Below are 24,603 nucleotides of genomic sequence, written 5' to 3' on the forward strand. Positions count from 1 at the left end.
GGCAACCCCCCCCCAAAACCCCGAGCAGCCCACCTGCCGGAAAACATAGCCCCTCAAGGAGCCCTTCACGGACCGCCTGCGAGCGCTGCGGCGGCTACGGGGAAGGTCGCAGCAGGAACCGCTCCGCCACCACGAGGTCGTGCGGATAGGTGATCTTCATGTTCTCCGCGCTGCCGGGCACCCACCGCACCGGCAGCGCGGAGAACCGCTCCATGCACGAGGCCGTGTCCGTGCCGAGAAACCCTTCCGCGGCAGCCTGTTCGTAAGCCGCCAGCAGCGGCCGCGCCCGGAAGCCCTGCGGGGTCTGCACGCGGATCGCGCCCGGCAGCGGCCCGGCCACCGTGTCCGGTCCGGCCGTCGAGACCACGTCGTCCGCGGCGAGGCCCGGCACCGCTCCCCCGTCCTCCCGGGTCCGTTCCAGGACCGCGGAGATCAGCTCCGGCTTCACCAGCGGCCGGGCGCCGTCGTGCAGCAGCACGGAATCCACTGTCCCGTCGGCGATCCGCGGCGCGAGATGGCGCAATGCGTTCAGTTCGGAAGCCTGCCGCGTCGGGCCGCCGGTCACGATTTCCACCGGAACCGAGAACTCCGCCAGCACCTCCTCGGCCAGCGACGCGTCTTCCGGCCGGATCACCAGCACCAGCACGCCGATCCCGGGCGCCGCGGCGAACGCGTCCAGCGACCACGCCACCACCCGCCTGCCCGCGACGGGCAGGTAAACCTTGTTCAGCGCGGCCCCCACCCGGGTCCCCGCACCACTGGCCAGCACGACCCCGGCCGCCGTCGATTCCCGCACGCCGACCGACCCTAAGGGCCCCGCCCCGGCGGCGGTAGGTTGGGCTCCGGGACGCCCAGCGGCGAAAGGAAACCTGGCTGTGGACACCGGCGAAACGGGCATCGAGTTCGGCGAGATCGAACCGCCGAGCGACCAGGCCCGGTCGGGCGCGATCGCGCTGCACGACAAGCTCGTCAAACCGGCCGGCTCGCTCGGCAGGCTGGAAGAGCTGGGCGTGTGGATCGCTTCGTGCCAGGGCCAGGCGCCGCCGCGGCCGTTCACCCGGCCGCGCGTCGTCGTGTTCGCCGGGGACCACGGCATCGCGGCGAAGGGCGTTTCGGCGTATCCGCGGGAGGTCACGTCGCAACTCGTCGGGACCATGCTGACCGGCGGCGCGGCGATCAACGTGCTCGCCGCGGCGGCGGGCGCGGGCGTGCGCGTGGTCGACATGGCCGTGGACACCGAGGAATCCGCGATGCGGTCGATCGGCGAGTTCAAGGTGCGCCGCGGCTCCGGTTCGATCGACGTCGAGGACGCGCTCACCGACGCCGAGGTGCGCGCCGCGGTGGCCGCCGGCCGGAAAATCGCCGACGCCGAGGTCGACGGCGGCGCGGACCTGCTGATCGCGGGCGACCTGGGGATCGGCAACAGCACCCCGGCGTCGGTACTGGTCGCGGCGCTGACCGGCAGCGAGCCGGTCGCCGTGGTCGGCCGCGGTTCGGGCATCGACGACAACACCTGGATGCGCAAGGCCGCCGCGGTCCGCGACGCGCTGCGCCGGGCCCGCGCGGTCCTGGCCGACCCGCTCGCGCTGCTGCGGACGTCCTCGGGCGCGGACATCGCCGCGATGACAGGCTTTCTCGCGCAGGCGGCGGTCCGCCGCACGCCGGTGGTGCTCGACGGGCTCGTGGTCTGCTCCGCCGCGCTCGTTGCCGAGGAACTCGCTCCCGGCGCGCGCCGCTGGTGGATGTCCGGGCAGCTCACCGGCGAGCCCGCGCACGCGCTCGCGCTGGAACAGCTGGACCTCGGTGCGCTGCTCGACCTCGACGTCCGCCTCGGCGAAGGCACCGGTGCGGTCACCGCGCTGCCGCTGCTGATGATGGCCGCCCGGGTCCTGGCTGAGATGACCACGCACGAGCAATCCGGCGTCTCCGGCCCGCTCTCGTCCTGAAAGCCGTGAAGGGCTCCTTGAGGGAATCTGATTCCCTCAAGGAGCCCTTCACGGACAGCTAGCTTCAGGTGAGCGGGGTCATCCAGCCGGACGGGGCCGGGCGGGTGCCTTCCTGGATGCCGACGAGCTGCTCGCGCAGGGCCATGGTGACCGAGCCCGGCTGTCCGCCGGAGATCGAGAACTCGCCGCCGCCGTGCTTCACGTGGCCGACCGGCGTGATGACCGCCGCCGTACCGCACGCGAACACCTCGGTCAGCTCGCCCGAGGAAGCCGCCTTTTCCCATTCGTCGGTGGAGATCCGGCGCTCCTCGACCTTGTGCCCGGCGTCCTTCGCCAGCTGCAGCAACGACTTCCGGGTCACGCCCGGCAGCAGCGAACCGGTCAGCTCCGGCGTCACCACGCGGACGTCGTCGCCCGAGCCGAAGACGAAGAACAGGTTCATCCCGCCCATCTCCTCGACCCAGCGGCGCTCGACCGCGTCCAGCCACACCACCTGGTCGCAGCCCTTCTCGACGGCCTGCGCCTGCGCCACGAAGGACGCCGCGTAGTTGCCCGCGCACTTCGCCGCGCCGGTGCCGCCGGGGGCCGCGCGCACGTATTCCGTGGACAGCCACACGCTGACCGGCTTGACGCCGCCGCTGAAGTACGAGCCGGCGGGCGAGGCGATGACCGCGTAGACGTACTCGTCGGCCGGGCTGTTCACGCCGAGCCCCGCCGAGGTGGAGATCATGAACGGGCGCAGGTACAGCGAATCGCCCTCGCGGGTCGGCACCCAGCGCTCGTCGACGGCGATCAGCTCGCGCAGCGAGTCGATGAAGGTCTCGACCGGCAGCTGCGGCATCGCCAGCCGCTCGGCGGACTCCCGGAACCGCTGCGCGTTGGCGTCCGGACGGAACGCGGCGATCGTGCCGTCCGGCTGGCGGTAGGCCTTGAGGCCCTCGAAGATGGCCTGCCCGTAGTGCAGCACGGACGTGGCCGGGTCGAGGGTGAACGGTTCGTACGGCCCGACCTTGGCGTCGTGCCAGCCCTTTTCGGTGCTGTAGCGGATAGTGACCATATGGTCGGTGAAGTGCGTGCCGAACCCCGGCTTGGCAAGTACCTCGGCGACGCGTTCAGCACTCGCGGGGCTCGGATTCGGAACGTGAGTGAACTGCGTCGCTGTCGTCATGCTTAGACAATAACGCTTGGTCGGAAGCACGTTAGTCGGAAGTCCTGTGGTTTTACTCGCCGCACTGCCCCGCGCTCGCAGCGTCACCCCACTACGATGGACGGCGTGAGCACTCAACCAGCACGCCAAGCCGGGCCGGGCGCCGGGCCGGACGTCAAGACCTTCGGCACCGCGGCCCTGCTGACCTTCGGCGCCGGAATGCTCGGGATGGTCGGCTGGGGCCTGCTGTCGAGCGGGTTCGGCTTCTTCCTCGGCCTGGTCGTCGCCGGGTTCGGCATCTACTGGTGGAAGAAGCTGCACGGCACGGTGATCGCCAAGGACCTGCCGACCAAATCGGTGGTGATCCTGCTCGTCGTCAACGTCGTGCTGTTCATCGCACTGGTGCTGCTGGCCCAGTAGGCCAGCGCCCAGCAGGTCAGCAGAGCCCGGCGGGCAAGGCGGGCGCGGGCCAGTCCGGTTCCGGGCGGAAGTCCGTGTGCGTGCCGTCGAACGGGAACGCGCCCCGCTCCGCCAGCGCGCCCAACCGTTCGCCCTCCGCGCGCAGCTTTTCGAGTTCGGCGGCGGTGAGGCGTCCAGCCTCGACGGCCGCCTCCGCTTCGTCCTCGTCCTTCCACTTCCAGCCTGCGCCCGGCGTCACGACCAGGTCGAGAATGCCGTCGATCCGGTCCGGGCCGGTTTCCGTGCGCCCGCGTGGCACTTCGAGGTTCACGTACCAGTCGCGGAACTGTCCGTCCGCCTCGAAGAACCACCACACCGACGACCAGGCCCGGTCGGGGATCAGGCGCAGCGTCGAGGTGCCGTGCCAGATGTCCGGCACCATCCTGCGCGGGGTGCGGAACCGTTGTTCCAGCGGCGCTTCGCGCAGGGCCCGGCCGTCCGCGAGCCTGCTGCCGACGATCGGCGTGCCGAGCGGGAGCCAGCCGAGCAGCGTCTCGCCGTCGTCGGAGATCACACGCAGCGGATGATGCTGGCCGACGCTGCCGTCCGGGCGGACGAAACGTTCGACGACCGTCTGTCCCGGCGCCCAGCGGTGCTCAGTCATGAACGCCACGGTAGCGACGAACCCGCACCCTCAGCAGCAGTTCCGCGACCGCGCCGAGCCCGGCCGCGAGCAGCACCGCCGACAGCGGAACGAACGCCGCGGCGACCGCTGCCAGCAGCGCACCCACCGCGACCGGCCCCCCGCCGGACGGCGCGAACCGCTGTCGCGCACCGACGAAAGTCGTGAATGCAGCGGGAAGAGTCGCCAGGACCGCGATCACCGTGAGCAACGACTGGAGCTGTCCCGCGTCCGCGGCGGAAAGCAGCTCCCGGAACGCCGTACCGGACAATCCGAGCCGGATCGGACCCAGCTGCAGCAGCGTCACCGCCGTGACCGCCACCGCGACGAGGCTCAGAACGAGCGCGCGCCCGGTGCTCCGCTCCCCCGGTTCCGGAATGAGGAACGGAAGCAGGAACAACGCCGCGACGACAATCCCGGCCACCGGCGGCGTTCCGATTCCGCCCGTTTGCGCCACCGGGGCGACCGCCAAGCACATCGCCACGAGCACCGCCGCGGCGGCCAGCAGCACGGCGAGCACCCACTTGACCAGCAGATCCGGCAGCCGCAGCCCGGCGAAATCGGCCGCCGCGACGAACACCACGAGCGCAGCGGCCGCATACCCGGGCTGCACCGGGAACACGTACGCGCCGAAGGCCTGCGCGAGCACGACGATCTGCGCCAGCCGGGATAATCCGCCGACGATCCGGCCAGCCGGATCGTCTCCGAGCGCGGGCAGCCGAGAAGCTCCGACGGCGGCTAGCGCGGCGAGCACAACCCCGGCGAGAACCCAATACCCGGTCCCGGCGGCGCCGGCCGCCAGCGTCACCAGGAGTGCTCCCGCGAGCCGCACCGCGGTCCCCCTTCCCCCGTCCGGATGGCTTTGTCATTAGCATGGCTCACGATCGACCGGGCAGATCGCCCGGCGCCACACCGCGACGTCGCGAGGAGCCAGAAGTGACCGTGCCGAAGCTTGCCCTCTCCGAGAACACGGATGCGGCATTGGGCAAGACCCGCGCCGACGTCGTCGTGATCGGCACTCTGCAGGGCGAGGACGGCCTCGAGCTCGCCGCCGGCGCGGAGGTGGCCGACGCGGCGTTCGACGGCAAGCTCGCCGAGGTGCTGGGCACGCTCGGCGCGACCGGCAAGGCCGAGGAGATCGTGAAGCTGCCGACGCTGGGCAAGCTGCCCGCGGGCGTCGTGCTGGCAGTCGGCCTCGGCAAGCCGAAGGACGGGGAGATCACCGCCGAGCAGGTGCGCCGCGCGGCCGGTGCCGCGGCCCGCGCGCTGAACGGCACCGAGCGGGCGTTCGTCACGCTGTCGGCCGTCGACCTGCACGCCGCCACCGAAGGCATCGCGCTGGGCGCGTACGTCTTCACCGAGTACCGCTCGGAGAAGGGCGACGGCCCGCTGGCGAAGGCCGACCTGGTCAGCCCGGCCGAGGGCACCGCGCGCGAGCACAAGGCCACGCTGAAGGCGGCCGGGTTCATCGCCGAATCGGTGATCATCGCCCGCGACCTGATCAACACCCCGCCGAACGACCTGTTCCCGGCGTCCTTCGCCGACCGCGCGAAGAAGCTCGCCGACGCGAACGGCCTCGAGTTCGAGGTGCTCGACGAGAAGGCCCTCAAGCGCAAGGGCTTCGGCGGCATCCTCGGCGTCGGCGGCGGTTCGTCGCGGCCGCCGCGCCTGCTGCGGCTCAGCTGGAAGCCGGCGAAGGCGCGCAAGAAGGTCGCGCTGGTCGGCAAGGGCATCACCTTCGACTCGGGCGGCATCTCGCTCAAGCCCGCCGCGAACATGGACCACATGACCTCCGACATGTCGGGCGCGGCCGCCGTGCTCGCGTCGGTCGTGCTCGCCGCGAAGCTCAAGTACCCGCTCGAGGTCACCGCGCACATCCCGCTCGCGGAGAACCTGCCCTCGGGCACCTCCTACCGCCCGGGCGACGTCCTGACCATGTACGGCGGCAAGACCGTCGAGGTGCTCAACACCGACGCCGAGGGACGGCTCGTGCTGGCCGACGCGATCGTGCGCGCCGCCGAGGAGAACCCGGACTACCTGATCGAGACCGCCACGCTGACCGGCGCGCAGGTCGTCGCGCTGGGCAACCGGATCTCCGGCGTGATGGGCTCGGACGAGTTCCGCGACCGCGTCGCGGGCATCATGCAGGCCACCGGCGAAGGCGGCTGGGCGATGCCGCTGCCCGACGAACTGCGCGGCGACCTCGACTCGCGCCTGGCCGACATCGCGAACGTCACCGGCCAGCGCTGGGCGGGCATGCTCGTCGCGGGCGTGTTCCTGCGCGAGTTCGTCCCCGCGGACCTGCCGTGGGTGCACCTCGACGTCGCCGGCCCGGCCTTCAACTCCGGCGGCCCGTGGGGCTACACCGGCAAGGGCGGCACCGGCATCCCGGTCCGCACCATCGCCGCGGTGCTGGCGGACATCGCCGACCAGGGCTGATTCGGTTTATCTCCGGACGCCGCAGCGGGTGACGCGCCCGCTGCGGCGTTCGGTGCGTTCGAAGCGGCGTTGAGGGGCGGGCTTCCAGCGGTTCGGTGCGCCGCATTCACCTAACCCGGCATTCGCTGCGGCACCTGGTCGCGCAAGGCGGGTCCGACCTCAACCGTTTCTGTCGTCGGAAGCTCCGGCAGCGACAGCCTTCGGGGTTCCGTCCGGCCACACGCACGGCGAGGTCGCGATGACGAACAACTCGCCGTCGCTGTTGGCCTTGAGCGTCATCCGGAACGCGTCGCTGGTGTTCTCGACCCACAAGAACTCGTTGGGCGGAGTGTTGTCGAGGACGCGGAAGCCGTGGCTTTGCCACCAAGCGCGCAGTGCGTCGAAGTAGCTGGGGATCCGGTCCGCCGGAAGTCCCCGGACCTGGTAACTCCGGCTGGCGATCACGCGTCCCTTGACGCCGTTGTCGCTCGGATCGGAGCAATCGCCGTGCTCCTCCGACGCGTAAAGCTCGTACACGGCGTTCGGCGGCAGCGCCTCGCGCACTTTCGCGGCGTACTCCTCGACGCGCCGATTGGCCTCCGCCGCGGTGATCGTCGGCTGCATTGCCTGTCCTCCCGCTCCGCAGGCAGCCGCCAGGACGACCGCTCCCAGGGTCGTCAGAGCTGTAGCGAGTGCTGTCGAGCGAGCGCGCATGTGCTCCGCTTTCCGGTCAGTAGGTGCGCTTGTTTTACCGACCTTCCGCGGATAGAGGCAAACCAGCCTCGACGCCCCGAAGCAGCACCATCCGCCATGTGGCACGCTCGCGAACATGCAGCGCGACGACTACCTCGAAACCGCCGTCCGCGACGTCCTCACCGCCGACGAGGCCGCCGCTGACCGACGGATCGGGCACGCCGCGCTTCTTCTCGCCACCGCGGGCGCGGCCGACGCCGCGGATCGCCTTGTCACGCAATGGCAAGCGGTGACCGGACGCTCGGCCTCCGTGCTCGCCGACGACGCGGTCCGGGCCCGTGCCTGGGCGATGCTCTTCGAGGCGCGCGGCGACCGTCCACAATGGGCAGAAGCACTCATCCCACTCGACCTGGACGCGGAAGAACAAGCCCACCAAGCACTTCTCGCCCGCCGAACGTCCGATTTGGACGGTCTATTCGACGGTTCGCCGGTCGCGGGCGTGGTTTCCGCGATCGCCCCCGAACGACCGGACCCGGTGCGCGACGCGTTGGCCGCCGCCGATCTCGACGCGTGGGCCGCGCTCGTGGAAAACCACCCGAACCCGGACGTCGCGACGCTCGCCGCCACCCGGCCGCTCGCCGCCCGGCTGGTCAAAGGCGCGGATCCGCTCGGGCTCGGCGCGGAGTGGCCGGACCAGTGCGCAGGCGCGCTGATCGCCGCGCTGCGCGAACGCCATCCGACCGGCCCGGGCACCCTTCCGGAGCTGGTCGCGGCGATCCTCCGGCTGCGCGGGCAGCGAGCCCCGGCCCCGGTATCGCCCGCCGATCTGGCCGCCGCCGAACAACGCCTCGGCCTCCGCCTGCCCGGCGACTACCGCGAGTTTCTGGCCATCGCGGACGGACTACCCGCGGACGTGGTGTTCCCGCGGCTGCTGCCCGCCCGCGAACTCCGCGCCGACGGAACCGTCGTGATCGTCTCCGACCCCGCGACCGTCCTGCTCACCCACACCGGCGACAGCTGGCGAGCGGTCGAAGTGGACCTCGCTTACGGCAGCACCGCGCACGACTCGTTCCGCGCACTGTTGGAGCACCACCACCGGTTACTGGAAGCCAGTGCCTGACTCAGCTGCCCGGGCGGCGCTTCTGCCGTTCGGTGTACTCGCGCATGCGCTTCGGGTAACCGACGCGCGCGACCTCGTACACCGGGATCGTGTGCTTGTGCCCGAACCGCTGCGCGGCGTCGAGGCTGCCGATCCGGCGGCGGGTCCATTCGCCGTCGTGCGCGACGAGCACCACAGTGGTGTCGGTCACCGTGGTTTTCGGCTCGACGAAGGCTTCCACCCCGCGTCGCGCGGCGGCCCATTCCTCCAGGTAGCGGGTGTCGCCCGAGCCTCCGGAGCGGCCTGCTCCAGTGGCCGGGCCACGTCTGCCGCGGCGGCGCAACGAGTCGAAGATCCCCACTTCGACCACCTTTCTTCCGGCGGGAGTCCGGACTCCATTATTCCCGGTCGCGCGTGTGGCCGGTGTCGCAGCGCCGCCTTGGCCCGGCTAGGTCGCAACGCCGATCGGCGTAGTGACAAGATGGCTGTTGTCGCGCGCGCGGTTATACCGGGTGCCGCGGCGACCGAAGCTCCACCCCTATCGCTGCCGAGGAGTTATTGAAGTGAGCGACACCTCCGCCGACCTCGTGATCCTGGGAGGCGGATCGGGCGGCTACGCCGCGGCTTTCCGCGCGGCCGAGCTGGGCCTTTCCGTCACGCTGATCGAGAAGGACAAGCTGGGCGGGACCTGCCTCCACCGGGGCTGCATCCCGACCAAGGCCCTGCTGCACGCCGCCGAGGTCGCCGACGAGGCCCGCGACGCCGAGACCTTCGGCGTCAAGGCCGTGTTCGAGGGCATCGACATCGCGGGGGTGAACAAGTACAAGGACGGGATCGTCTCCCGGCTGTACAAGGGCCTCCAGGGCCTGGCCAAGGCGCACAAGGTGAACCTCGTCGAGGGCACCGGCCGGTTCGTCGGCGGCACGACCGTCGAGGTCGACGGCACCCGCTACACCGGCAAGAACGTCATCCTCGCCACCGGTTCGTACTCGCGTACCCTGCCCGGCCTCGAGCTCGGCGGCCGCATCATCGCGAGCGAGCAGGCGCTGACGCTGGACTACGTGCCGAAGAAGGTCGTCGTGCTCGGCGGCGGCGTGATCGGCGTGGAGTTCGCCAGCGTGTGGGCCTCCTTCGGGGTCGACGTCACCGTGGTCGAGGCGCTCCCGCGGCTGGTCCCGAACGAGGACGAGTACGCCTCCAAGCAGCTCGAGCGCGCGTTCCGCCGCCGCAAGATCGCCTTCAAGACCGGCGTGCGGTTCACCGGCGCGAAGCAGGACGACAACGGTGTCAGCGTGTCGCTGGAATCCGGCGAGACGCTGGAAGCCGACCTGCTGCTGGTCGCCGTCGGCCGCGGCCCGAACTCGGCCGGGCACGGCTACGAAGAGGCGGGCGTCCAGATCGACCGCGGCTTCGTGCTCACCGACGACCGGCTGCGCACCAACCTGCCGAACGTCTACGCGGTCGGCGACATCGTGCCGGGCCTTCAGCTCGCGCACCGCGGCTTCCAGCAGGGCATCTTCGTGGCCGAGGAGATCGCCGGCCTCAACCCGCGCGCCATCGACGAGCGCGGCATCCCGCGCGTCACCTACTCGCACCCCGAGGTCGCCTCGGTCGGGCTCACCGAGACCCAGGCCAAGGAGAAGTACGGCTCGGACGTCACCACGTTCACCTACGACCTCGGCGGCAACGGCAAGAGCCAGATCCTCAAGACCTCCGGCGGCGTGAAGCTGGTGAAGGCGCCGGACGGCCCCGTCGTCGGCGTGCACATGGTGGGCGACCGGGTCGGCGAGCTGATCGGCGAAGCGCAGCTGATCTACAGCTGGGAGGCGTTCCCGGAGGACGTCGCCCCGCTGATCCACGCGCACCCCACGCAGACCGAGGCACTCGGCGAAGCGTTCCTCGCCCTCGCGGGCAAGCCGCTGCACGTGCACAGCTGACGCGCAACCAGCACAATCCAGACCACGTCTTAGCGATCAAGGGAGCCAGCGAACAATGGCCTACTCCGTCACGCTGCCGGAGCTCGGCGAGAGCGTCACCGAGGGAACCGTCACCCGGTGGTTGAAGCAGGAGGGCGACACCGTCGAGGTCGACGAGCCGTTGCTCGAGATCTCGACCGACAAGGTCGACACCGAAGTACCGTCGCCGGTGGCAGGCACGGTCGTGAAGATCAGCGCCAAGGAAGACGACACCGTCGAGGTCGGCGGCGAGCTGGCGGTGATCGACGACGGCACCGGCGGCGTGCCCGAGTCCTCCGCCCCGGCCCAGCAGTCCGGGCCGGAGCCGGAACCCGCCCCGCAGCAGCAGGAAGCCCCTGCCCAGGCCGAATCCGCCGCCCCGGCCGAATCCGCGCCGTCGCAGCCGGACACCGCGCCCGCCGCGGGCGGTTCGGGCACCGAGGTGAAGCTGCCCGAACTGGGCGAGAGCGTCACCGAGGGCACTGTCACCCGCTGGCTGAAGCAGGTCGGCGATTCCGTCGAGGTCGACGAGCCGCTGCTCGAGATCTCCACCGACAAGGTCGACACCGAGGTCCCGTCGCCGGTCGCCGGCACCGTGCTGGAAATCCGCGCGGGCGAGGACGAGACCGTCGAGGTCGGCGGGGTGCTCGCGGTCATCGGCGACGCCGGCGCCGCCCCGGCTCCGGAAGCCAAGCCCGCTCCGGCCCCGCAGCAGGAAAGCAAGCCCGCCCCGGCTCCGGAGCCCACCCCGGCCCCGGTCCAGGAGAGCAAGCCCGCCCCTGCCCCGTCGGCTCCGGCCCCCGCGCCCGCCGCCCCGGCTCCGGCGCAGGAGAGCAAGCCCGCTCCGGCCGCCGCGGACAACGGCTCCGCGGAAGGCCCGTACGTCACGCCGCTGGTGCGCAAGCTGGCCTCCGAGCACGGCATCGACCTCGCGTCGCTGACCGGCAGCGGAGTCGGCGGCCGCATCCGCAAGCAGGACGTGCTCGCCGCGGCCGAGGCCAAGCAGAAGGCGGCTCCGGCCCCGGCTGCTGCCGCTCCGTCCGCCCCGGCCGCTGCCGCTCCGTCCGCGCCGCGCGCCGCCGCGGTGTCGCCGGAGGTCGCCGCCCTGCGCGGCACCGTGCAGAAGGCGAGCCGGATCCGGCAGATCACCGCCACCAAGACCCGCGAGTCGCTGCAGGTTTCCGCGCAGCTCACGCAGGTGCACGAGGTGGACGTCACCAAGATCGCCAAGCTGCGCCAGCGCGCGAAGGCGGCGTTCAAGGAGCGCGAGGGCGTCAACCTCACGTTCCTGCCGTTCTTCGCCAAGGCGACGGTCGAGGCGCTCAAGCAGCACCCGAACGTCAACGCGTCCTACAACGAGGACACGAAGGAGATCACCTACCACGGCGCCGTGCACCTGGGCATCGCGGTGGACACCGAGCGCGGCCTGCTCTCGGTCGTGATCCACGACGCGGGCGAGCTGAGCCTCGCCGGCCTCGCGCACCGCATCGCCGACCTGGCGGCGCGGGCCCGGGCCAACAAGATCAAGCCGGACGAGCTGATCGGCGGCACCTTCACCGTCACGAACATCGGCTCCAACGGGGCCCTGTTCGACACGCCGATCATCGTGCAGCCGCAGTCCGGCATGCTCGGCACCGGTGCCGTGGTGAAGCGCCCGGTCGTGGTGAGCGACGCCGAGGGCAACGACACCATCGCGGTCCGCTCGATGGCGTACCTGCCGCTGACCTACGACCACCGCCTGGTCGACGGCGCGGACGCCGGCCGCTTCCTGACCACGATCAAGCAGCGGCTGGAAGAGGGCAACTTCGAGGACGAGCTGGGTCTCTGATCCGGTAACTCCCTCGGCCGAAGGCCCCCGCACCCACCCGGGTGCGGGGGCCTTCGCCGTGGTACGACTTTCGGCTAATCCGGAATTCCGGAATATCGGAGTAAGCTCAGCGGCATGCTCACTCGACGAAGCTTGCTCACGTCGGTCGCAGCAGCGGGGGCCGCCACGATCGTCGCGCCCTCGCTCGCGCTGGCCGCTCCCCCGGACCAATCCACTCCCGAAGGCTGGCTCGCCCGGCTCGCCGCGCACCGCGACGACGTGTCCGCGGTTTTCTCCGACGGCACCGGCCGCCGGTTCAGCCATCTCGCGGACAGGTCGCTCACCATCGCGTCCGCGATCAAGGTGGTGCATCTGCTCGCCTACACCACCGCGGTCGCACAAGGACGGCTCGATCCGGCCGAGCAGGTGCGCGTCGGCGACTGGGGCGCGCGGCATCCGTACATCGGCGACGGTCCAGTCGGCCAGGGAAACCACCTGAACGCGTTGAAATACTTGGGGATCCCGTGCGACGAGTACGGCGTCGCGAAGAATCCGGACCAGCGCGTGCCGTTGCGGAGCATCGCGGAAATGATGATCTTCGTCAGCGACAACTCCGCGGCCGACTACCTGCGCGCCCGGCTCGGCGACCGGGCCCTGCGGGAGGCCGCGGCCCGCGGCGGCTGGCGGATGCCGGACATCCGGATGTTCGGCGGCGAAACGTTGCTGCTGTATTTCCCCGAATACTGCCCGCCTCCGGGCAGCCCGGTCGCGATCCGCCGGGCGGCAGGAGACGCGCTGTCGAACCGGTTCGCGTGCGACCCGTCGTTCCGTGCCCAGATGCTCCCTCGGGCCGCCGAAAAGCCGCCTTCCGTCGAAGCGATCATGGCGTGGTCAGCGGCGACCGGGCAGGGCAGCGCCGCGCAGTTGTTCGGGATGCACCACGAGATCGCCACGAGCCGCGATCGTACGGCCGTCCTCGCGCAGCAGATCCTCGACGTACCGGTCGTGCCCAAGCCGCCGGGCTCGAAAGCCTTGCTGTACAAGGGCGGCAACCTTCCCGGCTTCCTCGTCCTCGGGTTCGACGTGCTGTGGCCGGACCGCCGTCCCGGCACCGGCACGATCTTCCTGAAGAACTCCACTCTGGAGGATCTCCAATACGCCAAAGTGCTGATCCAGCTGGGCGTCGACGCGCTGTCCAGCCCGGATGCCTTCGCGGCACTGGAGCGCGCGCTGGGACACTGACCCCCATGACCGAAGACCTCGCCGAGCGCGTCGCGGCGCTCGAACGCCGGATGGCCGCATTGGAGGGGCGGCCCGCCGAACCCGTCCAGAACAACCCGCAGGGGATCGTCGGCTATCAGGGTGAATTGACCGATCCCGAGCTGCGCTGGGAAATCCGGCTCACCACGCCCGCGGTCCTCGCGCTCGAGGACGGTCCGCGCGCCGAGGTGCTGGCCGCGCTGGCGAACACCGACCGGATCGCGCTCGTCCGGCTGCTCGCCCGCGACGGCGCGCAAACCGGGGCCGCGCTGCAGGAAGCCGCCGAACTCAGTTCGCCCGGACGGCTCTACCACCATCTCAAGGCGCTCACCGCGGCCGGGCTGGTCGAGCAGGACCGCCGGGGCAGTTACCGGCTCAAGCCGACGGCCGCGATTCCCGCGCTGGTGCTGCTGACCGCCGCCGCCGACGTCGCCGGTCAGCTCCGCCCGGGTGTGCGCGAGCCGGGCCGATAGGACACGATCAAAGGCATGCGGGTACTCATCGCGGGCTCCGGCGGTCTCATCGGCACCGCATTGACGGGACGGCTGCGCGAATCCGGGCACGAAGTGCGCCGGCTGGTGCGACGCGCAGCCCAGGCGAAAGACGAGTGCGGCTGGGACCCGCCCTCGGGACGGATCGACGACGGCGCGTTCGACGGCGTCGACGCGGTGGTCAACCTGTGCGGCGCGCCGCTGTTGCCCGGCCGCTGGAGCGGAATGCGCAAACAGCAGCTGCTCGACAGCCGGGTGGAGCCGACCGAGGTGCTCGCCGAAGCAGTGGCCGAACATGGCATCGGAGTGCTGGTGAACGCCTCCGCCGTGGGCTACTACGGCAACACCGGGTCCACTGTGGTCGATGAGAACACCAAGGCCGGCAACGGTTTTCTCGCCGAGATGTGCACCGAATGGGAGAACGCGACCGCCGCGGCGGCGAACGCCAGGGTGGTCTCGGTCCGCACCGGTCTCGTCCTGGCCCGCCACGGCGGTCTGCTCGACGTTCTGCGCCCGCTTTTCCGTCTCGCGCTCGGCGGACGCCTCGGCGACGGCAGCCAGTACATGCCGTGGATCGCGCTGGACGACGAAATCGGTGCTCTCCTGCACATCCTGGAGCACGACACGCTGTCCGGCCCGGTCAATCTCACCGGTCCGATCCCGGTCGCCAACGCCGAGTTCACCCGCGCGCTCGGCCGCGCCGTGCACCGGCCGGCGCCGTGGTGGGTGCCGGAAATCGCGATGAAGCTCGCGCTCGGCCAAGCCGCCGAGGAGATGGCGTTGTTCGGGCAGCGCGCGGTGCCGCGGAAGCTTGAGGCCAGCGGCTACGAATTCCGGCACCGCACCGTCGACACCGCGCTCGACGCGGCGACGTGACGATGCCGCGCGTGCGGTGGATCGTCACCGGGGCGGTCCTGTTCGGCGCGTTCCTCTGGCTCGGATTCCTGGTGGACCGGCAGCCGCTGCAGCTCGACCTCGAGGTCGCGACTGCGTTGCGCGGCCAGGACGCTCGCCCGGCCGGGCAGATCGCGGGCGTCGTGACGAACGTCCTCGGCCCAGTGCTGCCATACGCACTCGGCGTGGTGCTCCTGGCGATCGTGCTGCGAGACCGGTCGCAGTTCTCCCTGTGCGCGCGGCTCGCCGTGGTGCTTCTGCTGTGCCGGCTGACCAGCCTGGCGTTCAAGCCGGTGTTCCAGCGGCAGCGCCCGCGCGTGTACCCGGATCTGAGCTACCCCAGCGGCCACGTCGTTTCCGTCGCCACGACCGGACTGGTCGCGGTCCTGCTCTGCGCCTGGCTCCGGCCGCGGTTCGCGCGGTGGGCGCTCTGGATTTCCGCCGCCGCGACCGTGCTGGCCGCGGCCTGCCGGATCGTGCTCGGCGTGCACTGGGTCACCGACACGATCGGGGCCGTGCTCGCGGTGCTCGGCGTGGGACTGGTGTCAGCGACCGCACTCCGGCTGATCCCCTTTCCGGCTGGCGAAAGGCGTAGCCTCGACGGGTGAGTTCTTCGAGCGCAAGCTGTCGGATCGCCACCGAACCCCTCGTCGTGCGGGAGGTCGGGACGATCGACTACACCGAGGCCTGGGACCTGCAGCGGGAGATCCTCGCCGCGCGCGCGGACGAGACCGGGCCGGACACCCTGCTGCTGCTGGAGCACCCGTCGGTCTACACCGCGGGCAAGCGCACCGAACCCGAGGACCGGCCCGCCGACGGCACCCCGGTGATCGACGTCGACCGCGGCGGCAAGATCACCTGGCACGGCCCCGGCCAGCTGGTCGGCTACCCGATCCTGAAGCTCGCCGACCCGATCGACGTCATGCACTACGTGCGGCGGCTGGAAGAGGCGCTGATCGCGGTGTGCGACCGGTTCGGCGTGCGCACCGGCCGCGTCGAGGGCCGCAGCGGCGTGTGGATCCCGGCCGACGAGCGCGGCATCGAACGCAAGATCGCCGCGATCGGCATCCGCGTCCAGCGCGGCGTGACGATGCACGGGTTCGAGCTGAACTGCAACGCCGACCTGGCCGCGTTCGACAACATCGTGCCGTGCGGCATCCGCGACGCGGGCGTCACCTCGCTGTCCTGGGAACTGCAGCGCGACGTCCCGGTCGCCGAGGTGCTGCCGCTGGCGACGGAGCTGGTGCTGGCCGCGCTCGAAGGCGACCTGCCGGTGAGCGACGACCGCTGGCTGCCCCGCCCGGAAGCCCCGAAGGCCCCCGGCGTCACCTTCGCCCTGCAGAACTGACCAGACTGTCCGTGAGGGGCACCCTGAGGGAATCTGATTCCTCAGGGTTCCCCTCACGGCTTTCAGTCCAGCTGGGGCGCGACCTCGGAGGCCACGAACTCGATGTGGTCGAGGTCGGAGAGGTCCAGCACCTGCAGGTACAGCCGGGTGATCCCGGTCTTCTCCCGCCACTGCCCGATCCGGTCCACGATCTCCGCCGCGGTCCCGGCCAGCCCGTTGGCGCGCAGTTCGGACACCTCGCGCCCGATCGCCCCGGCCCGGCGCCCGACCTCGGCCTCGTCCCGGCCCGCCGCCAGCACGAGCGCGACCGAACGCAGGATCTCCTTGGGGTCGCGGCCGATCGCCTCCGCCGCCGCGTCCACCCGCTGGAACTGCGCGAGCGCGGTTTCGGCGTCCACGAACGGCAGGTTGAACTCGTCGGCGTACTGCGCGGCCAGCGCCGGGGTGCGCTTCTTGCCGCCCCCGCCGATGATCACCGGCGGCGCGGGCGACTGCGCCGGCTTCGGCAGCGCGGGCGAATCGGCGAGCGTGTAGTAGTCGCCGGAGTAGGAGAACTTCTCCCCGGCCGGGGTCTTCCACAGGCCGGTGATCACCGCGAGCTGCTCGGCGTAGCGGTCGAAGCGCTCCTTGATCGGCGGCAGGGTGAGGCCGTAGGCGGTGTGCTCGTCGTCGTACCAGCCGGCGCCGAAGCCGAATTCCACGCGCCCGCCGGACATCTGGTCCACCTGCGCGACCGAGATCGCGAGCGGGCCGGGGTGGCGGAAGGTGGCCGCGGTGACGAGCGTGCCGAGCCGGACCCGCTCGGTCTCGCGGGCGAGGCCGGCGAGGGTGATCCACGCGTCGGTCGGGCCGGGAAGGCCGTCCGCGCTGCCCATCTTGAGGTAGTGGTCGCTGCGGAAGAACGCGTCGTATCCCGCGGCTTCGGTGGTCCGCGCGACCCGCAGCAGGTCGTCGTAGCTCGCGCCCTGCTGGGGTTCGGTGAAGATCCTCAAGTCCATGTCCGCCAGCCTAACCGCGGGCTGATCACCCCGCGGCGGGCCGTTCCTCGGCTCCGGCCGGGCGGCGCAGCCGGGACAGCATCCGCGTGATGACGTCCTCGATCTCGGCCCCGACCTTCTTCGGGTCGGCCGCGCCGGCGATCTCGGTGGCCGCGCTCGACAGCGCGCCGAACAGCAGCCGCGCGGTGAGGTCGACCGGAACCGGCTCCACCTCGCCCGCGTCGACGAGCAGCTGCAGCCCGGACCGCACGAGCCCGAAGCTGGACTGCTCCTCGGCCTCGCGCCAGCGTTCCCAGCCCATCACGACCGGGCCCTCGTGGATGGCGATCCGCTGGTACGAGGGGTCGAGGCAGCTGCGGATGAACGCCTGCAGCCCGCCCATCGCGCGCTCCCACGGCTCGCCGTCGCCGGTCATGATCTTCTGCAGCCGGTCGTAGACCAGGCTTTCCACCTGTTCGAACGCGGCTTCGAAGAGCGCCTGCTTTCCGCTGAAATGGTGGTACAGCGCGCCTTTCGTGACGCGGGCGCGTTTGGCCACCTCGTCGAGCGAGGTGCCCGCGTATCCGCGTTTCGTGAACAGTTCGACCGCGCTGTCGACCAGGGCGGATCGGGTCGACTCGGAGTAGTCGAGTCGTCGGGACCTCATTGTCGGCACGCTCACAACCTTACGCCGGGGCCTGCCGGACCATACCCGTGGTATGTTGGCTGCGTCAGGTCCGTACCGGGAGTATGCCGCAGACCGGCAGTATGACCCGGGTCACGGAAGGGGAGCCACACCATGAGCTGGACCGACTTCTACCGGCGGCGAGAGATCCTCGATGCCGCTGTCCGCCAAGCGAGGCGCGCTCCGCGGGAACCGCTGTCGCTGGCCGAAATCCCGGGTGCCGCCGACGAGTTCGGCACCGAAGAGAACCTGTTGCTGGCGCTGCAGTACAAGTGGACGCAGCTGCTCAGCGGCTACCTGCGTGCCGAGTTCGCCGACCCCGACGAGGCGGAGCTGCCCGGCGACCAGGTCGACGCCGTCACCCGGGCGTGGCGGCAGGCGCAGCACGACCACGAAGACCTCCGTGCGGTGCTGGACGGCGCGCTGGAGCGCTGCCCCGCACTGGAACCGCTGCACCGCACCGAATTGCACATGCTGGCGCTCACCGCCGGCCTCGCCGAACCGGACGAGCCCGCCGGCGAGATCGTCAAGGTCGGGCGGACGCTCGACGCGCTGCTGCGCGCCGGTGACGCCAGCCCGGTCCGCAGGCGCGGTCCGGTCGGACATCTGATGCGCCTGCTCGCGCCGAGTGCGTGACGTGTAGTTAGCTGACCCGATGAACGAACGCTGGACCGAGGCCCGGATCCCCGACCAGAGCGGCCGGACCGTCCTGATCACCGGAGCGAATTCCGGCCTCGGCCTGCGTTCGGCGGAAGTCCTCGCGGCACACGGCGCTCGCGTGCTGCTCGGCTGCCGTTCGCCGGAACGCGGCGCGGCCGCCCTCGACCGCGTGCGCACTGCGGCTTCGGGCGCCACGCCCGAACTTGTCCAGCTGGACCTCGCCGACCTGGCGTCCGTCCGCGAAGCCGCCGCCAAGGCGCGCGAACTCACCGGTGACGCGTTGGACGTGCTGATGAACAACGCCGGCGTCATGGCCACCGCACAAGGCCGCACCGCCGATGGTTTCGAACTGCAATTCGGCACGAACCACCTCGGGCACGCCGCACTGACGTGGCTGCTGATGCCCGCCCTGCGCGGCGCACACGCCGGCCGGGTCGTGACACTGTCCAGCGTCGCCGCCATCGGCGCACACCTGCACCTCGACGACCCGAACGCCGAGCGCCGCCCGTACCGCGCAGCAGCCGCGTACGGCCAGGCGAAACTGGCGAACCAAACCTTCGGCATCGAACTCGACCGGCGCCTTCGCGCGGCGGATTCCACTGTGCTCAGCGTCCTCGCACACCCCGGCTACAGCGCGACCGGCCTGACCACGAACATGGCCAGCTCGTACCAGAACCCGTTGGTGCGCGGCGCACTCCGGGAAATCGGCAAGCTCGGCGGAATGCTGCTGGCCCAACGCGTCGAACAGGGCGCGCTGCCGCAGCTGTACGCCGCGACAGCCCCGGACGTCGAAGGCGGCGACTACCTCGGACCGGTCTTCGCGGTCCGCGGCCGCCCGGCGAAGGTCCGCACCCTTGCCCCGGCCCGGAATCCGCGGTCCGGGACCACATTGTGGGAGCTGACCGCCGAGCTGACCGGCGTCACCCCCGACCCGGCCTGAGGCCGGTTTTCCGGGCGTAGGGTGGAGCCCGTGAGTGCTGCACCGGAAGGGCGGAAGTTGTTGCGGCTTGAGGTGCGCAACAGTGAGACGCCGATTGAGAAGAAGCCGTCGTGGATCAAGACGCGGGTGCGGATGGGTCCGGAGTTCACGGAACTCAAGGGCCTGGTGCGTCGCGAGGGTCTGCACACCGTCTGCGAAGAGGCGGGGTGTCCCAACATTTACGAATGCTGGGAGGACCGGGAAGCCACGTTCCTGATCGGCGGTGACCAGTGCACGCGGCGTTGCGATTTCTGTCAGATCGACACGGGCAAGCCTGCTGAGCTGAACCGGACGGAGCCGCGGAAGGTCGCGGAGTCGGTGCAGGCGATGGGGTTGCGGTACTCGACGATCACCGGTGTCGCCCGTGACGATCTCGCTGACGGCGGTGCGTGGCTGTATGCGGAGACGGTCCGGCAGATTCACGCGTTGAATCCGGGTACCGGGGTCGAGTTGCTGATTCCGGATTTCAATGCGGAGCCGGGGCAGTTGGCGGAGGTGTTCGGGTCGCGTCCGGAGGTGCTGGCGCACAATGTGGAGACGGTGCCGCGGATTTTCAAGCGGATCCGTCCCGGGTTCCGGTACGCGCGTTCGCTGGATGTGATCACGCAGGCGCGTGCGGCGGGGTTGGTGACGAAGTCGAACCTGATCCTCGGCATGGGCGAAACCCCCGAAGAGGTCACCGTCGCCTTGCAGGATCTCTTCGACGCGGGCTGCGAGATCATCACCATCACCCAGTACCTGCGGCCCTCGCCCCGGCACCACCCGGTCGACCGGTGGGTCAAACCGGAAGAGTTCGTCGAGCACGCGAAAACCGCTGAGGCTATTGGGTTCCCGGGCGTGATGGCGGGGCCGTTGGTGCGGTCGTCGTACCGCGCGGGCCGGTTGTACGCGCAGACCAAGGCTCACCGGGGCGAGGAATTGCCGGAGAACCTTGCTCACCTCGCCACCGAAGGACCCGCGGCGCAGGAGGCCAGCAGCCTGCTGTCCCGCTGAAACCGCCTGAAGCAGGGGCCCCAGTGACGCACTGGGCCCCTGTTTTCGTCTCCGGTTCACTCGAACGTGGCAGCCGATTCCCAAGAATCAGTAAAGTGATGGTGTGGCTTTAGTAACGGACCTCCTCAACTGGTTGCAAGCACTCCCCCAACCGGGTCTCGTCGCGGCAACCGGCGGGCTCGTGTTCGCCGAGTGCACGATCGGCCTCGGCTTCATCGCCCCTGGCGAGTCCGGTTTGCTGATCGCAGCGACCACGGCGACGTCCGTGTCCCGCTTCCTGACCCTGTGGGCGGTGGTCACCGTCTGCGCGGCACTGGGCGATTCGGTCGGCTACGCCCTCGGCCGGAAGTTCGGGCCGCGGCTGCGGGAAACGAAGCTCATCCGCAAGTACGGACTGGACGCCTGGGACCGGGCCACCGGCGTCCTCGAACGCCGGGGCGCGTGGGCGGTGTTCTTCGCGCGGTTCCTGCCCGTACTGCGCACCCTGACGCCGGCCGCCGCGGGAGCGTCGAACCTTCCGTTCCGCAAGTTCCTCCCCGCGACCGCCGCCGGCGCGTTCTGCTGGTCGCTCGTGCACATCAGCCTCGGCGCAGCCCTTGGCGAAGCGGCCAAGCAGGTCGAGAGCGCGATGAACACCGGATTCCTGGTGGTGGCCGCGCTGGTAGTCGGCGTGCTGGTGTTCTTCTTGCTGCGCTTGAAGAAACGCAAAGCCCTCGGCGTGGCCGGGTCCGCCGGTTCGCCGGACGAGAAACCGGAAGAGCCTGTCCGCACCGGCAGCTGACCTGGCGACCTAACTCACCCGAAGTCACCCGCCCGGGGACCGTTCCGCTGATTAGATTCGACCGTATGCAGGCACTAGACCTCCCGAAGCCGGTCGCGTTCGTCCTCGGCGGTGGCGGCAGCCTCGGCGCGCTGCAGGTGGGCATGCTGCAAGCCCTCGACGAAGCGGGCATCACGCCGGATCTGGCGGTCGGCACGTCCGTCGGCTCGCTCAACGCCGCGGTGCTCTCCCTTCCCGGCGACAACCGGCTCGAGCGGCTCCGCGACATCTGGGCGCACATGACCAAAGCCGAGGCCTTCCCCGGCGGCGTGTTCAGCCAGGTCCGGACGCTCCGGCACAGCAAAACCCATCTGTTCCCGAACACCGGCCTCGCCAAGATCATCGACGATCACCTCGGCGCCGGGAGCCGGTTCGAAGACCTGGCGCTGCCGCTGGGCGTCGTCACCACCGACGTCGACACCGCCGAGCCGGTCCTGCTCACCTCGGGCCCGCTGCAGGCGCCGCTCCTGGCGAGCTGCGCGATCCCCGGCATCTATCCGCCGGTGCCGCACGAGGACCGTCTCCTCTACGACGGCGGCCTGGTCGCCAATGTCCCGATGCGGCAAGCGTTGCGGATGGGCGCGAAATCGCTGGTCGTCCTCGACTGCGCGTTTCCCGGCAAAATGCCCGGCGCGCCCCGGACGTTCGCCGAGGTGATGATGTTCACCGCGATGATCAGCATGCGCAACCAGGCCGTCCTGGAGGCGCCCGTCGCCGCCCGGCAGGTGCCGGTGGTCTATCTGCCCGGCCCGGCGCCGGTTCAAGTGAGCCCGCTGGACTTCTCGCGCACCGACGATCTCGCGGCGCAGGCCTACCACGCCGCCCGGGACCACCTGAAGGAACTCACCGTCGACGGTCCCGGCTTGTACGGAGCGCCCGGATTGCTGCGTCCCTGAGCCGTGTGACGGTCCGGAATCGCGACGTGATCCGCGTCACTCCAATGCACCGATCCGCCAGTCGGGGCGTCTTTCCGATCGCGTAGTTTTGCAGTTGAACCCTGCCGGTCCGCGACCCTCACAAAAGAGACATAATGTTCCCGAAGAAGACATTTTTTCCGGTTGCCGGAATTCTCGCGGCGACCCTGCTGCTTTCCGCTTGTTCCTCCGGGGACGGCGGCGGCGACGCCGGCCAGCCCGGCGGTCCGGGCGGGGCGAGCCAGGCCGTGACACCGGCGTCGGTGTCGATCGAACCGGCCAACGCGTCCGGGATCAGCCCGAGCACGCCCATCGTCGTGAAGGCGGCGAACGGGAAGCTCACGGACGTCACGGTCATGAGCGCCAAAGGCAAACCCGTCAAGGGCGAGTTCTCGCCGGACAAGCTGAGCTGGACGACCACCGAGGTGCTCGGCTACGGCGGCACCTACCAGGTGAAGGCGCATGCCCAGAGCACGGACGGGAAATCCGTCGAACAGCAGGGGCAGGTCACCACGCTGTCGCCGAAGAAGCAGGCGAACGCGAACCTGATCCCGGCCCCGAACGCGGTGAAGAGCGCCGGCGTCGGAGTGGGGCAGCCGATCGTGTTCAGCTTCGGCGTCGCGGTCAAGAACAAGGCCGAGGTAGAGAAGGCGCTGACGGTCGAGTCCTCGCCGAAGCAAGACGGCAGCTGGTATTGGATGGACGACAAGAACGTCCACTACCGGCCGAAGGAATACTGGAAGCCGGGCACCACGCTCACGGTCAACGCGAAGATTTACGGCGTCGATTTCGGAAATGGCGTGTACGGAGCGGACGATCGCACCGAAACGTACAAGGTGCACGATTCGTGGATCGCCAAAGCCGACGGCAACAGCGAGCAGATGCAGATCTTCCACAACGGTTCGATGGTGAAGTCGATGCCGATCTCGATGGGCAAGGACGCGACGCCTACGCATCTCGGCCCGCACGTCATCTCGGACAAGCAGGCGAACTACACGATGGACTCCTGCACGTACGGCGTGTGCCCGCCGGACCCGAAGGCGTACCGCTCGAACGAGAAGTTCTCCGAACGCATCTCGAACGACGGCGAGTTCGTCCACGAGAACCCGAACAGCGTCGGGCAGCAGGGCAGCTCGAACGTCTCGCACGGCTGCATCAACCTGAACGCCGCCAACGCCGAATGGTTCTTCAACAACTTCGGCCTCGGAGACGTCGTAGAGGTCACCAACTCGGGCGGCCCGCAGCTCCCGGTGTGGGACCTGTACGGCGACTGGTCCAAGTCCTGGACCGACTGGCAGAAGGGCTCGGCCCTGAAGTAAGGCCGACGGCCGGGATTCGGGTTCGGTTCGACTGAGCGGTTCGACAGGGAAGGTGCCGGGGCTTCGCGCTCCGGCACCTTTTTTGCTGCCTGGAGCCGGGGTTGGGCAGATGCTGGGCTGAGCTGGGTTGTCGCGGGGGCGGCGAGGAGAGTGAGCCCGGGCCGGATGGCTGTTTCCCTGCGGTCGGCGCTGCTCGCTGAGTTCGTCCGCGCATCGCGCCCGACTTGTTCCTGCGGCTTCGTTTCCGTCGCACTTAGGCACAACCGGACCTGCCGCTCGCCGCGCAGCGAGCCCGCCTGTCCCGGCAGCTTCGTCTCCGCCGCACTCGGCACGACTGGTCCTCGTGCTCGAGGCGTTCCTCTCGTGCCGCGCCTGACTGGTTCCGCTGCGGGATGGCTCTTCGCCGCGCGCACGGCTGTTCCTGCTAGATGGATCCTCCTCACATGTCGCGCGACTCGCCCTGTTGCTGGATGCGCTTCCCTCGCATCGCGCCCGACTGGCCTGTTCGCTCACCGCGGCCGCCTCCCGCTCCTTGTAGCCGCTCCGGCTGCTCCTTGCCCCTCGCCGCGGCCTCGTCGTGCCGCCGGCTGCGGCTCCTCGCATCCGCCGCGCTCATTTCCCCTGCGGCACACCGTGGTCCTCTCCTGCCGCTAGCTCACCGCACTGCGAACGAGCTGGGACTGCCCGCAGAGTCGGGTGATTCGCATCGCCTTCTCGCGGGCCTGAAGCGTCCGCTGTGGCAGTGGTTCCAGCGCGACAATGGTTCTATTGCCAGCCGGAGTCCGCGGCGTGATCTATCCCGGCCCAGCCCCCTGCTCCACCTCACCCAGGAAGGGGCGGAGCAAGGGACTGCTGCCGCACCGTCCGCCAAGCCAAAGTTTCCGGGTCTGCCGAGAAAGCTTTGGGCATGACGAAGGCCCGAACCCCGTCAGGGTTCGGGCCTCGGTTTCCGGGTCCGGGAATGAGTCTGGGCCCCGGGAGAACCACAGGGGGTTCTCGGACCGGGGCCCAGACCATTCAAGGTAAGTTCGGCGGTGTCCTACTCTCCCACAACCCTTCGGTTGCAGTACCATCGGCGCAGTCAGGCTTAGCTTCCGGGTTCGGAATGGGACCGGGC

The 24,603-nt window shown here is 70.2% G+C and carries 25 protein-coding genes and 1 rRNA gene; 17 read left to right on the forward strand and 9 right to left on the reverse strand.

What is annotated here, in order from left to right; genetic code table 11:
* Positions 1-94: 94 nt before the first annotated feature.
* Positions 95-796: an IspD/TarI family cytidylyltransferase gene (locus tag ACWGIC_RS38495; protein WP_452080876.1), complete on the reverse strand. Its 702-nt coding sequence runs from the start codon at positions 794-796 to the stop codon at positions 95-97.
* 79 nt (positions 797-875) lie between these two features.
* Here ACWGIC_RS38495 and cobT point away from each other — a divergent pair, with 79 nt between their 5' ends.
* Positions 876-1,946, forward strand: coding sequence for a nicotinate-nucleotide--dimethylbenzimidazole phosphoribosyltransferase (cobT, locus tag ACWGIC_RS38500; RefSeq protein ID WP_452080877.1), 1,071 nt, complete (start codon positions 876-878; stop codon positions 1,944-1,946).
* Between the two features lie 64 nt (positions 1,947-2,010).
* Here cobT and ACWGIC_RS38505 read toward each other — a convergent pair whose 3' ends face one another.
* Positions 2,011-3,114 (reverse strand): branched-chain amino acid aminotransferase, encoded by a 1,104-nt coding sequence (locus tag ACWGIC_RS38505; protein WP_452080878.1) that lies wholly within the window; start codon positions 3,112-3,114, stop codon positions 2,011-2,013.
* 96 nt (positions 3,115-3,210) lie between these two features.
* On the opposite strand from ACWGIC_RS38505, the gene ACWGIC_RS38510 reads away from it, so the two are divergent.
* Complete coding sequence (locus tag ACWGIC_RS38510) at positions 3,211-3,513, forward strand: hypothetical protein (RefSeq protein ID WP_452080879.1); 303 nt, start codon at positions 3,211-3,213, stop codon at positions 3,511-3,513.
* Between the two features lie 16 nt (positions 3,514-3,529).
* Here the strand turns inward: ACWGIC_RS38510 and ACWGIC_RS38515 are convergent, their stop codons facing one another.
* Positions 3,530-4,156: a DUF402 domain-containing protein gene (locus ACWGIC_RS38515; protein WP_452080880.1), complete on the reverse strand. Its 627-nt coding sequence runs from the start codon at positions 4,154-4,156 to the stop codon at positions 3,530-3,532.
* The gene (locus ACWGIC_RS38520; protein WP_452080881.1) at positions 4,149-5,006 is read right to left on the reverse strand and encodes a sulfatase; all 858 of its coding nucleotides are present in this window, start codon (positions 5,004-5,006) and stop codon (positions 4,149-4,151) included. Before ACWGIC_RS38520 ends, ACWGIC_RS38515 begins: the two co-directional genes overlap by 8 nt.
* Before the next feature lie 104 nt (positions 5,007-5,110).
* Here ACWGIC_RS38520 and ACWGIC_RS38525 point away from each other — a divergent pair, with 104 nt between their 5' ends.
* Positions 5,111-6,613: a leucyl aminopeptidase gene (locus ACWGIC_RS38525; RefSeq protein WP_452080882.1), complete on the forward strand. Its 1,503-nt coding sequence runs from the start codon at positions 5,111-5,113 to the stop codon at positions 6,611-6,613.
* A gap of 159 nt (positions 6,614-6,772) precedes the next feature.
* On the opposite strand, the gene ACWGIC_RS38530 is transcribed toward ACWGIC_RS38525, so the two are convergent.
* On the reverse strand, positions 6,773-7,216 hold the full coding sequence (locus ACWGIC_RS38530; RefSeq protein WP_452080883.1) for a hypothetical protein: 444 nt from the start codon (positions 7,214-7,216) through the stop codon (positions 6,773-6,775).
* A 205-nt stretch (positions 7,217-7,421) separates the two neighbouring features.
* Between ACWGIC_RS38530 and ACWGIC_RS38535 the strand changes: the two genes are divergently transcribed.
* Entirely contained in the window at positions 7,422-8,405 is a 984-nt protein-coding gene (locus ACWGIC_RS38535; RefSeq protein ID WP_452080884.1) for an SMI1/KNR4 family protein, read from the forward strand.
* A gap of 1 nt (position 8,406) precedes the next feature.
* On the opposite strand, the gene ACWGIC_RS38540 is transcribed toward ACWGIC_RS38535, so the two are convergent.
* A complete protein-coding gene (locus tag ACWGIC_RS38540; protein ID WP_452080885.1) occupies positions 8,407-8,754 on the reverse strand; it encodes an oxidoreductase in 348 nt (115 codons plus the stop codon).
* 193 nt (positions 8,755-8,947) lie between these two features.
* On the opposite strand from ACWGIC_RS38540, the gene lpdA reads away from it, so the two are divergent.
* From lpdA to lipB, 7 genes are all read left to right on the forward strand, one after another.
* The gene (lpdA, locus tag ACWGIC_RS38545) at positions 8,948-10,321 is read left to right on the forward strand and encodes a dihydrolipoyl dehydrogenase (protein WP_337820430.1); all 1,374 of its coding nucleotides are present in this window, start codon (positions 8,948-8,950) and stop codon (positions 10,319-10,321) included.
* Between the two features lie 55 nt (positions 10,322-10,376).
* The gene (sucB, locus tag ACWGIC_RS38550) at positions 10,377-12,167 is read left to right on the forward strand and encodes a 2-oxoglutarate dehydrogenase, E2 component, dihydrolipoamide succinyltransferase (RefSeq protein ID WP_452080886.1); all 1,791 of its coding nucleotides are present in this window, start codon (positions 10,377-10,379) and stop codon (positions 12,165-12,167) included.
* Positions 12,168-12,281: 114 nt separating this feature from the next.
* Complete coding sequence (locus ACWGIC_RS38555) at positions 12,282-13,388, forward strand: serine hydrolase (RefSeq protein ID WP_452080887.1); 1,107 nt, start codon at positions 12,282-12,284, stop codon at positions 13,386-13,388.
* Positions 13,389-13,393: 5 nt separating this feature from the next.
* Positions 13,394-13,879, forward strand: coding sequence for an ArsR/SmtB family transcription factor (locus ACWGIC_RS38560; RefSeq protein ID WP_452080888.1), 486 nt, complete (start codon positions 13,394-13,396; stop codon positions 13,877-13,879).
* A gap of 15 nt (positions 13,880-13,894) precedes the next feature.
* Positions 13,895-14,773, forward strand: a complete 879-nt coding sequence (locus ACWGIC_RS38565) for a TIGR01777 family oxidoreductase (protein WP_452080889.1) — start codon at positions 13,895-13,897, stop codon at positions 14,771-14,773.
* Positions 14,770-15,399 (forward strand): phosphatase PAP2 family protein, encoded by a 630-nt coding sequence (locus ACWGIC_RS38570; protein WP_452080890.1) that lies wholly within the window; start codon positions 14,770-14,772, stop codon positions 15,397-15,399. Before ACWGIC_RS38565 ends, ACWGIC_RS38570 begins: the two co-directional genes overlap by 4 nt.
* Positions 15,396-16,139, forward strand: a complete 744-nt coding sequence (gene lipB, locus ACWGIC_RS38575; RefSeq protein WP_452080891.1) for a lipoyl(octanoyl) transferase LipB — start codon at positions 15,396-15,398, stop codon at positions 16,137-16,139. The genes ACWGIC_RS38570 and lipB overlap by 4 nt, the downstream gene beginning before the upstream one ends.
* Positions 16,140-16,201: 62 nt before the next feature.
* On the opposite strand, the gene ACWGIC_RS38580 is transcribed toward lipB, so the two are convergent.
* A complete protein-coding gene (locus tag ACWGIC_RS38580) occupies positions 16,202-17,137 on the reverse strand; it encodes an LLM class F420-dependent oxidoreductase (RefSeq protein ID WP_452080892.1) in 936 nt (311 codons plus the stop codon).
* 25 nt (positions 17,138-17,162) lie between these two features.
* Complete coding sequence (locus ACWGIC_RS38585) at positions 17,163-17,783, reverse strand: TetR/AcrR family transcriptional regulator (RefSeq protein WP_452080893.1); 621 nt, start codon at positions 17,781-17,783, stop codon at positions 17,163-17,165.
* 132 nt (positions 17,784-17,915) lie between these two features.
* Between ACWGIC_RS38585 and ACWGIC_RS38590 the strand changes: the two genes are divergently transcribed.
* The 6 genes from ACWGIC_RS38590 to ACWGIC_RS38615 all read left to right on the forward strand — a co-directional run bounded on the left by ACWGIC_RS38590 (position 17,916) and on the right by ACWGIC_RS38615 (position 23,486).
* The gene (locus ACWGIC_RS38590) at positions 17,916-18,437 is read left to right on the forward strand and encodes a hypothetical protein (protein WP_452080894.1); all 522 of its coding nucleotides are present in this window, start codon (positions 17,916-17,918) and stop codon (positions 18,435-18,437) included.
* Positions 18,438-18,456: 19 nt separating this feature from the next.
* Positions 18,457-19,401: an oxidoreductase gene (locus ACWGIC_RS38595; RefSeq protein ID WP_452080895.1), complete on the forward strand. Its 945-nt coding sequence runs from the start codon at positions 18,457-18,459 to the stop codon at positions 19,399-19,401.
* Between the two features lie 30 nt (positions 19,402-19,431).
* Positions 19,432-20,433 (forward strand): lipoyl synthase, encoded by a 1,002-nt coding sequence (gene lipA, locus ACWGIC_RS38600; protein WP_452080896.1) that lies wholly within the window; start codon positions 19,432-19,434, stop codon positions 20,431-20,433.
* 103 nt (positions 20,434-20,536) lie between these two features.
* A complete protein-coding gene (locus ACWGIC_RS38605) occupies positions 20,537-21,214 on the forward strand; it encodes a DedA family protein (RefSeq protein ID WP_452080897.1) in 678 nt (225 codons plus the stop codon).
* A gap of 65 nt (positions 21,215-21,279) precedes the next feature.
* Positions 21,280-22,149 carry a patatin-like phospholipase family protein gene (locus ACWGIC_RS38610; RefSeq protein WP_452080898.1) on the forward strand — a complete coding sequence of 290 codons (870 nt, stop codon included), beginning with the start codon at positions 21,280-21,282 and terminating at the stop codon, positions 22,147-22,149.
* A gap of 134 nt (positions 22,150-22,283) precedes the next feature.
* On the forward strand, positions 22,284-23,486 hold the full coding sequence (locus ACWGIC_RS38615; protein WP_452080899.1) for a L,D-transpeptidase: 1,203 nt from the start codon (positions 22,284-22,286) through the stop codon (positions 23,484-23,486).
* Between the two features lie 1,026 nt (positions 23,487-24,512).
* Here ACWGIC_RS38615 and rrf read toward each other — a convergent pair.
* Positions 24,513-24,603, reverse strand: a 5S ribosomal RNA gene (gene rrf / locus ACWGIC_RS38620); the annotation flags it as partial.

The sequence above is a fragment of the Amycolatopsis sp. NPDC054798 genome (assembly GCF_053611505.1).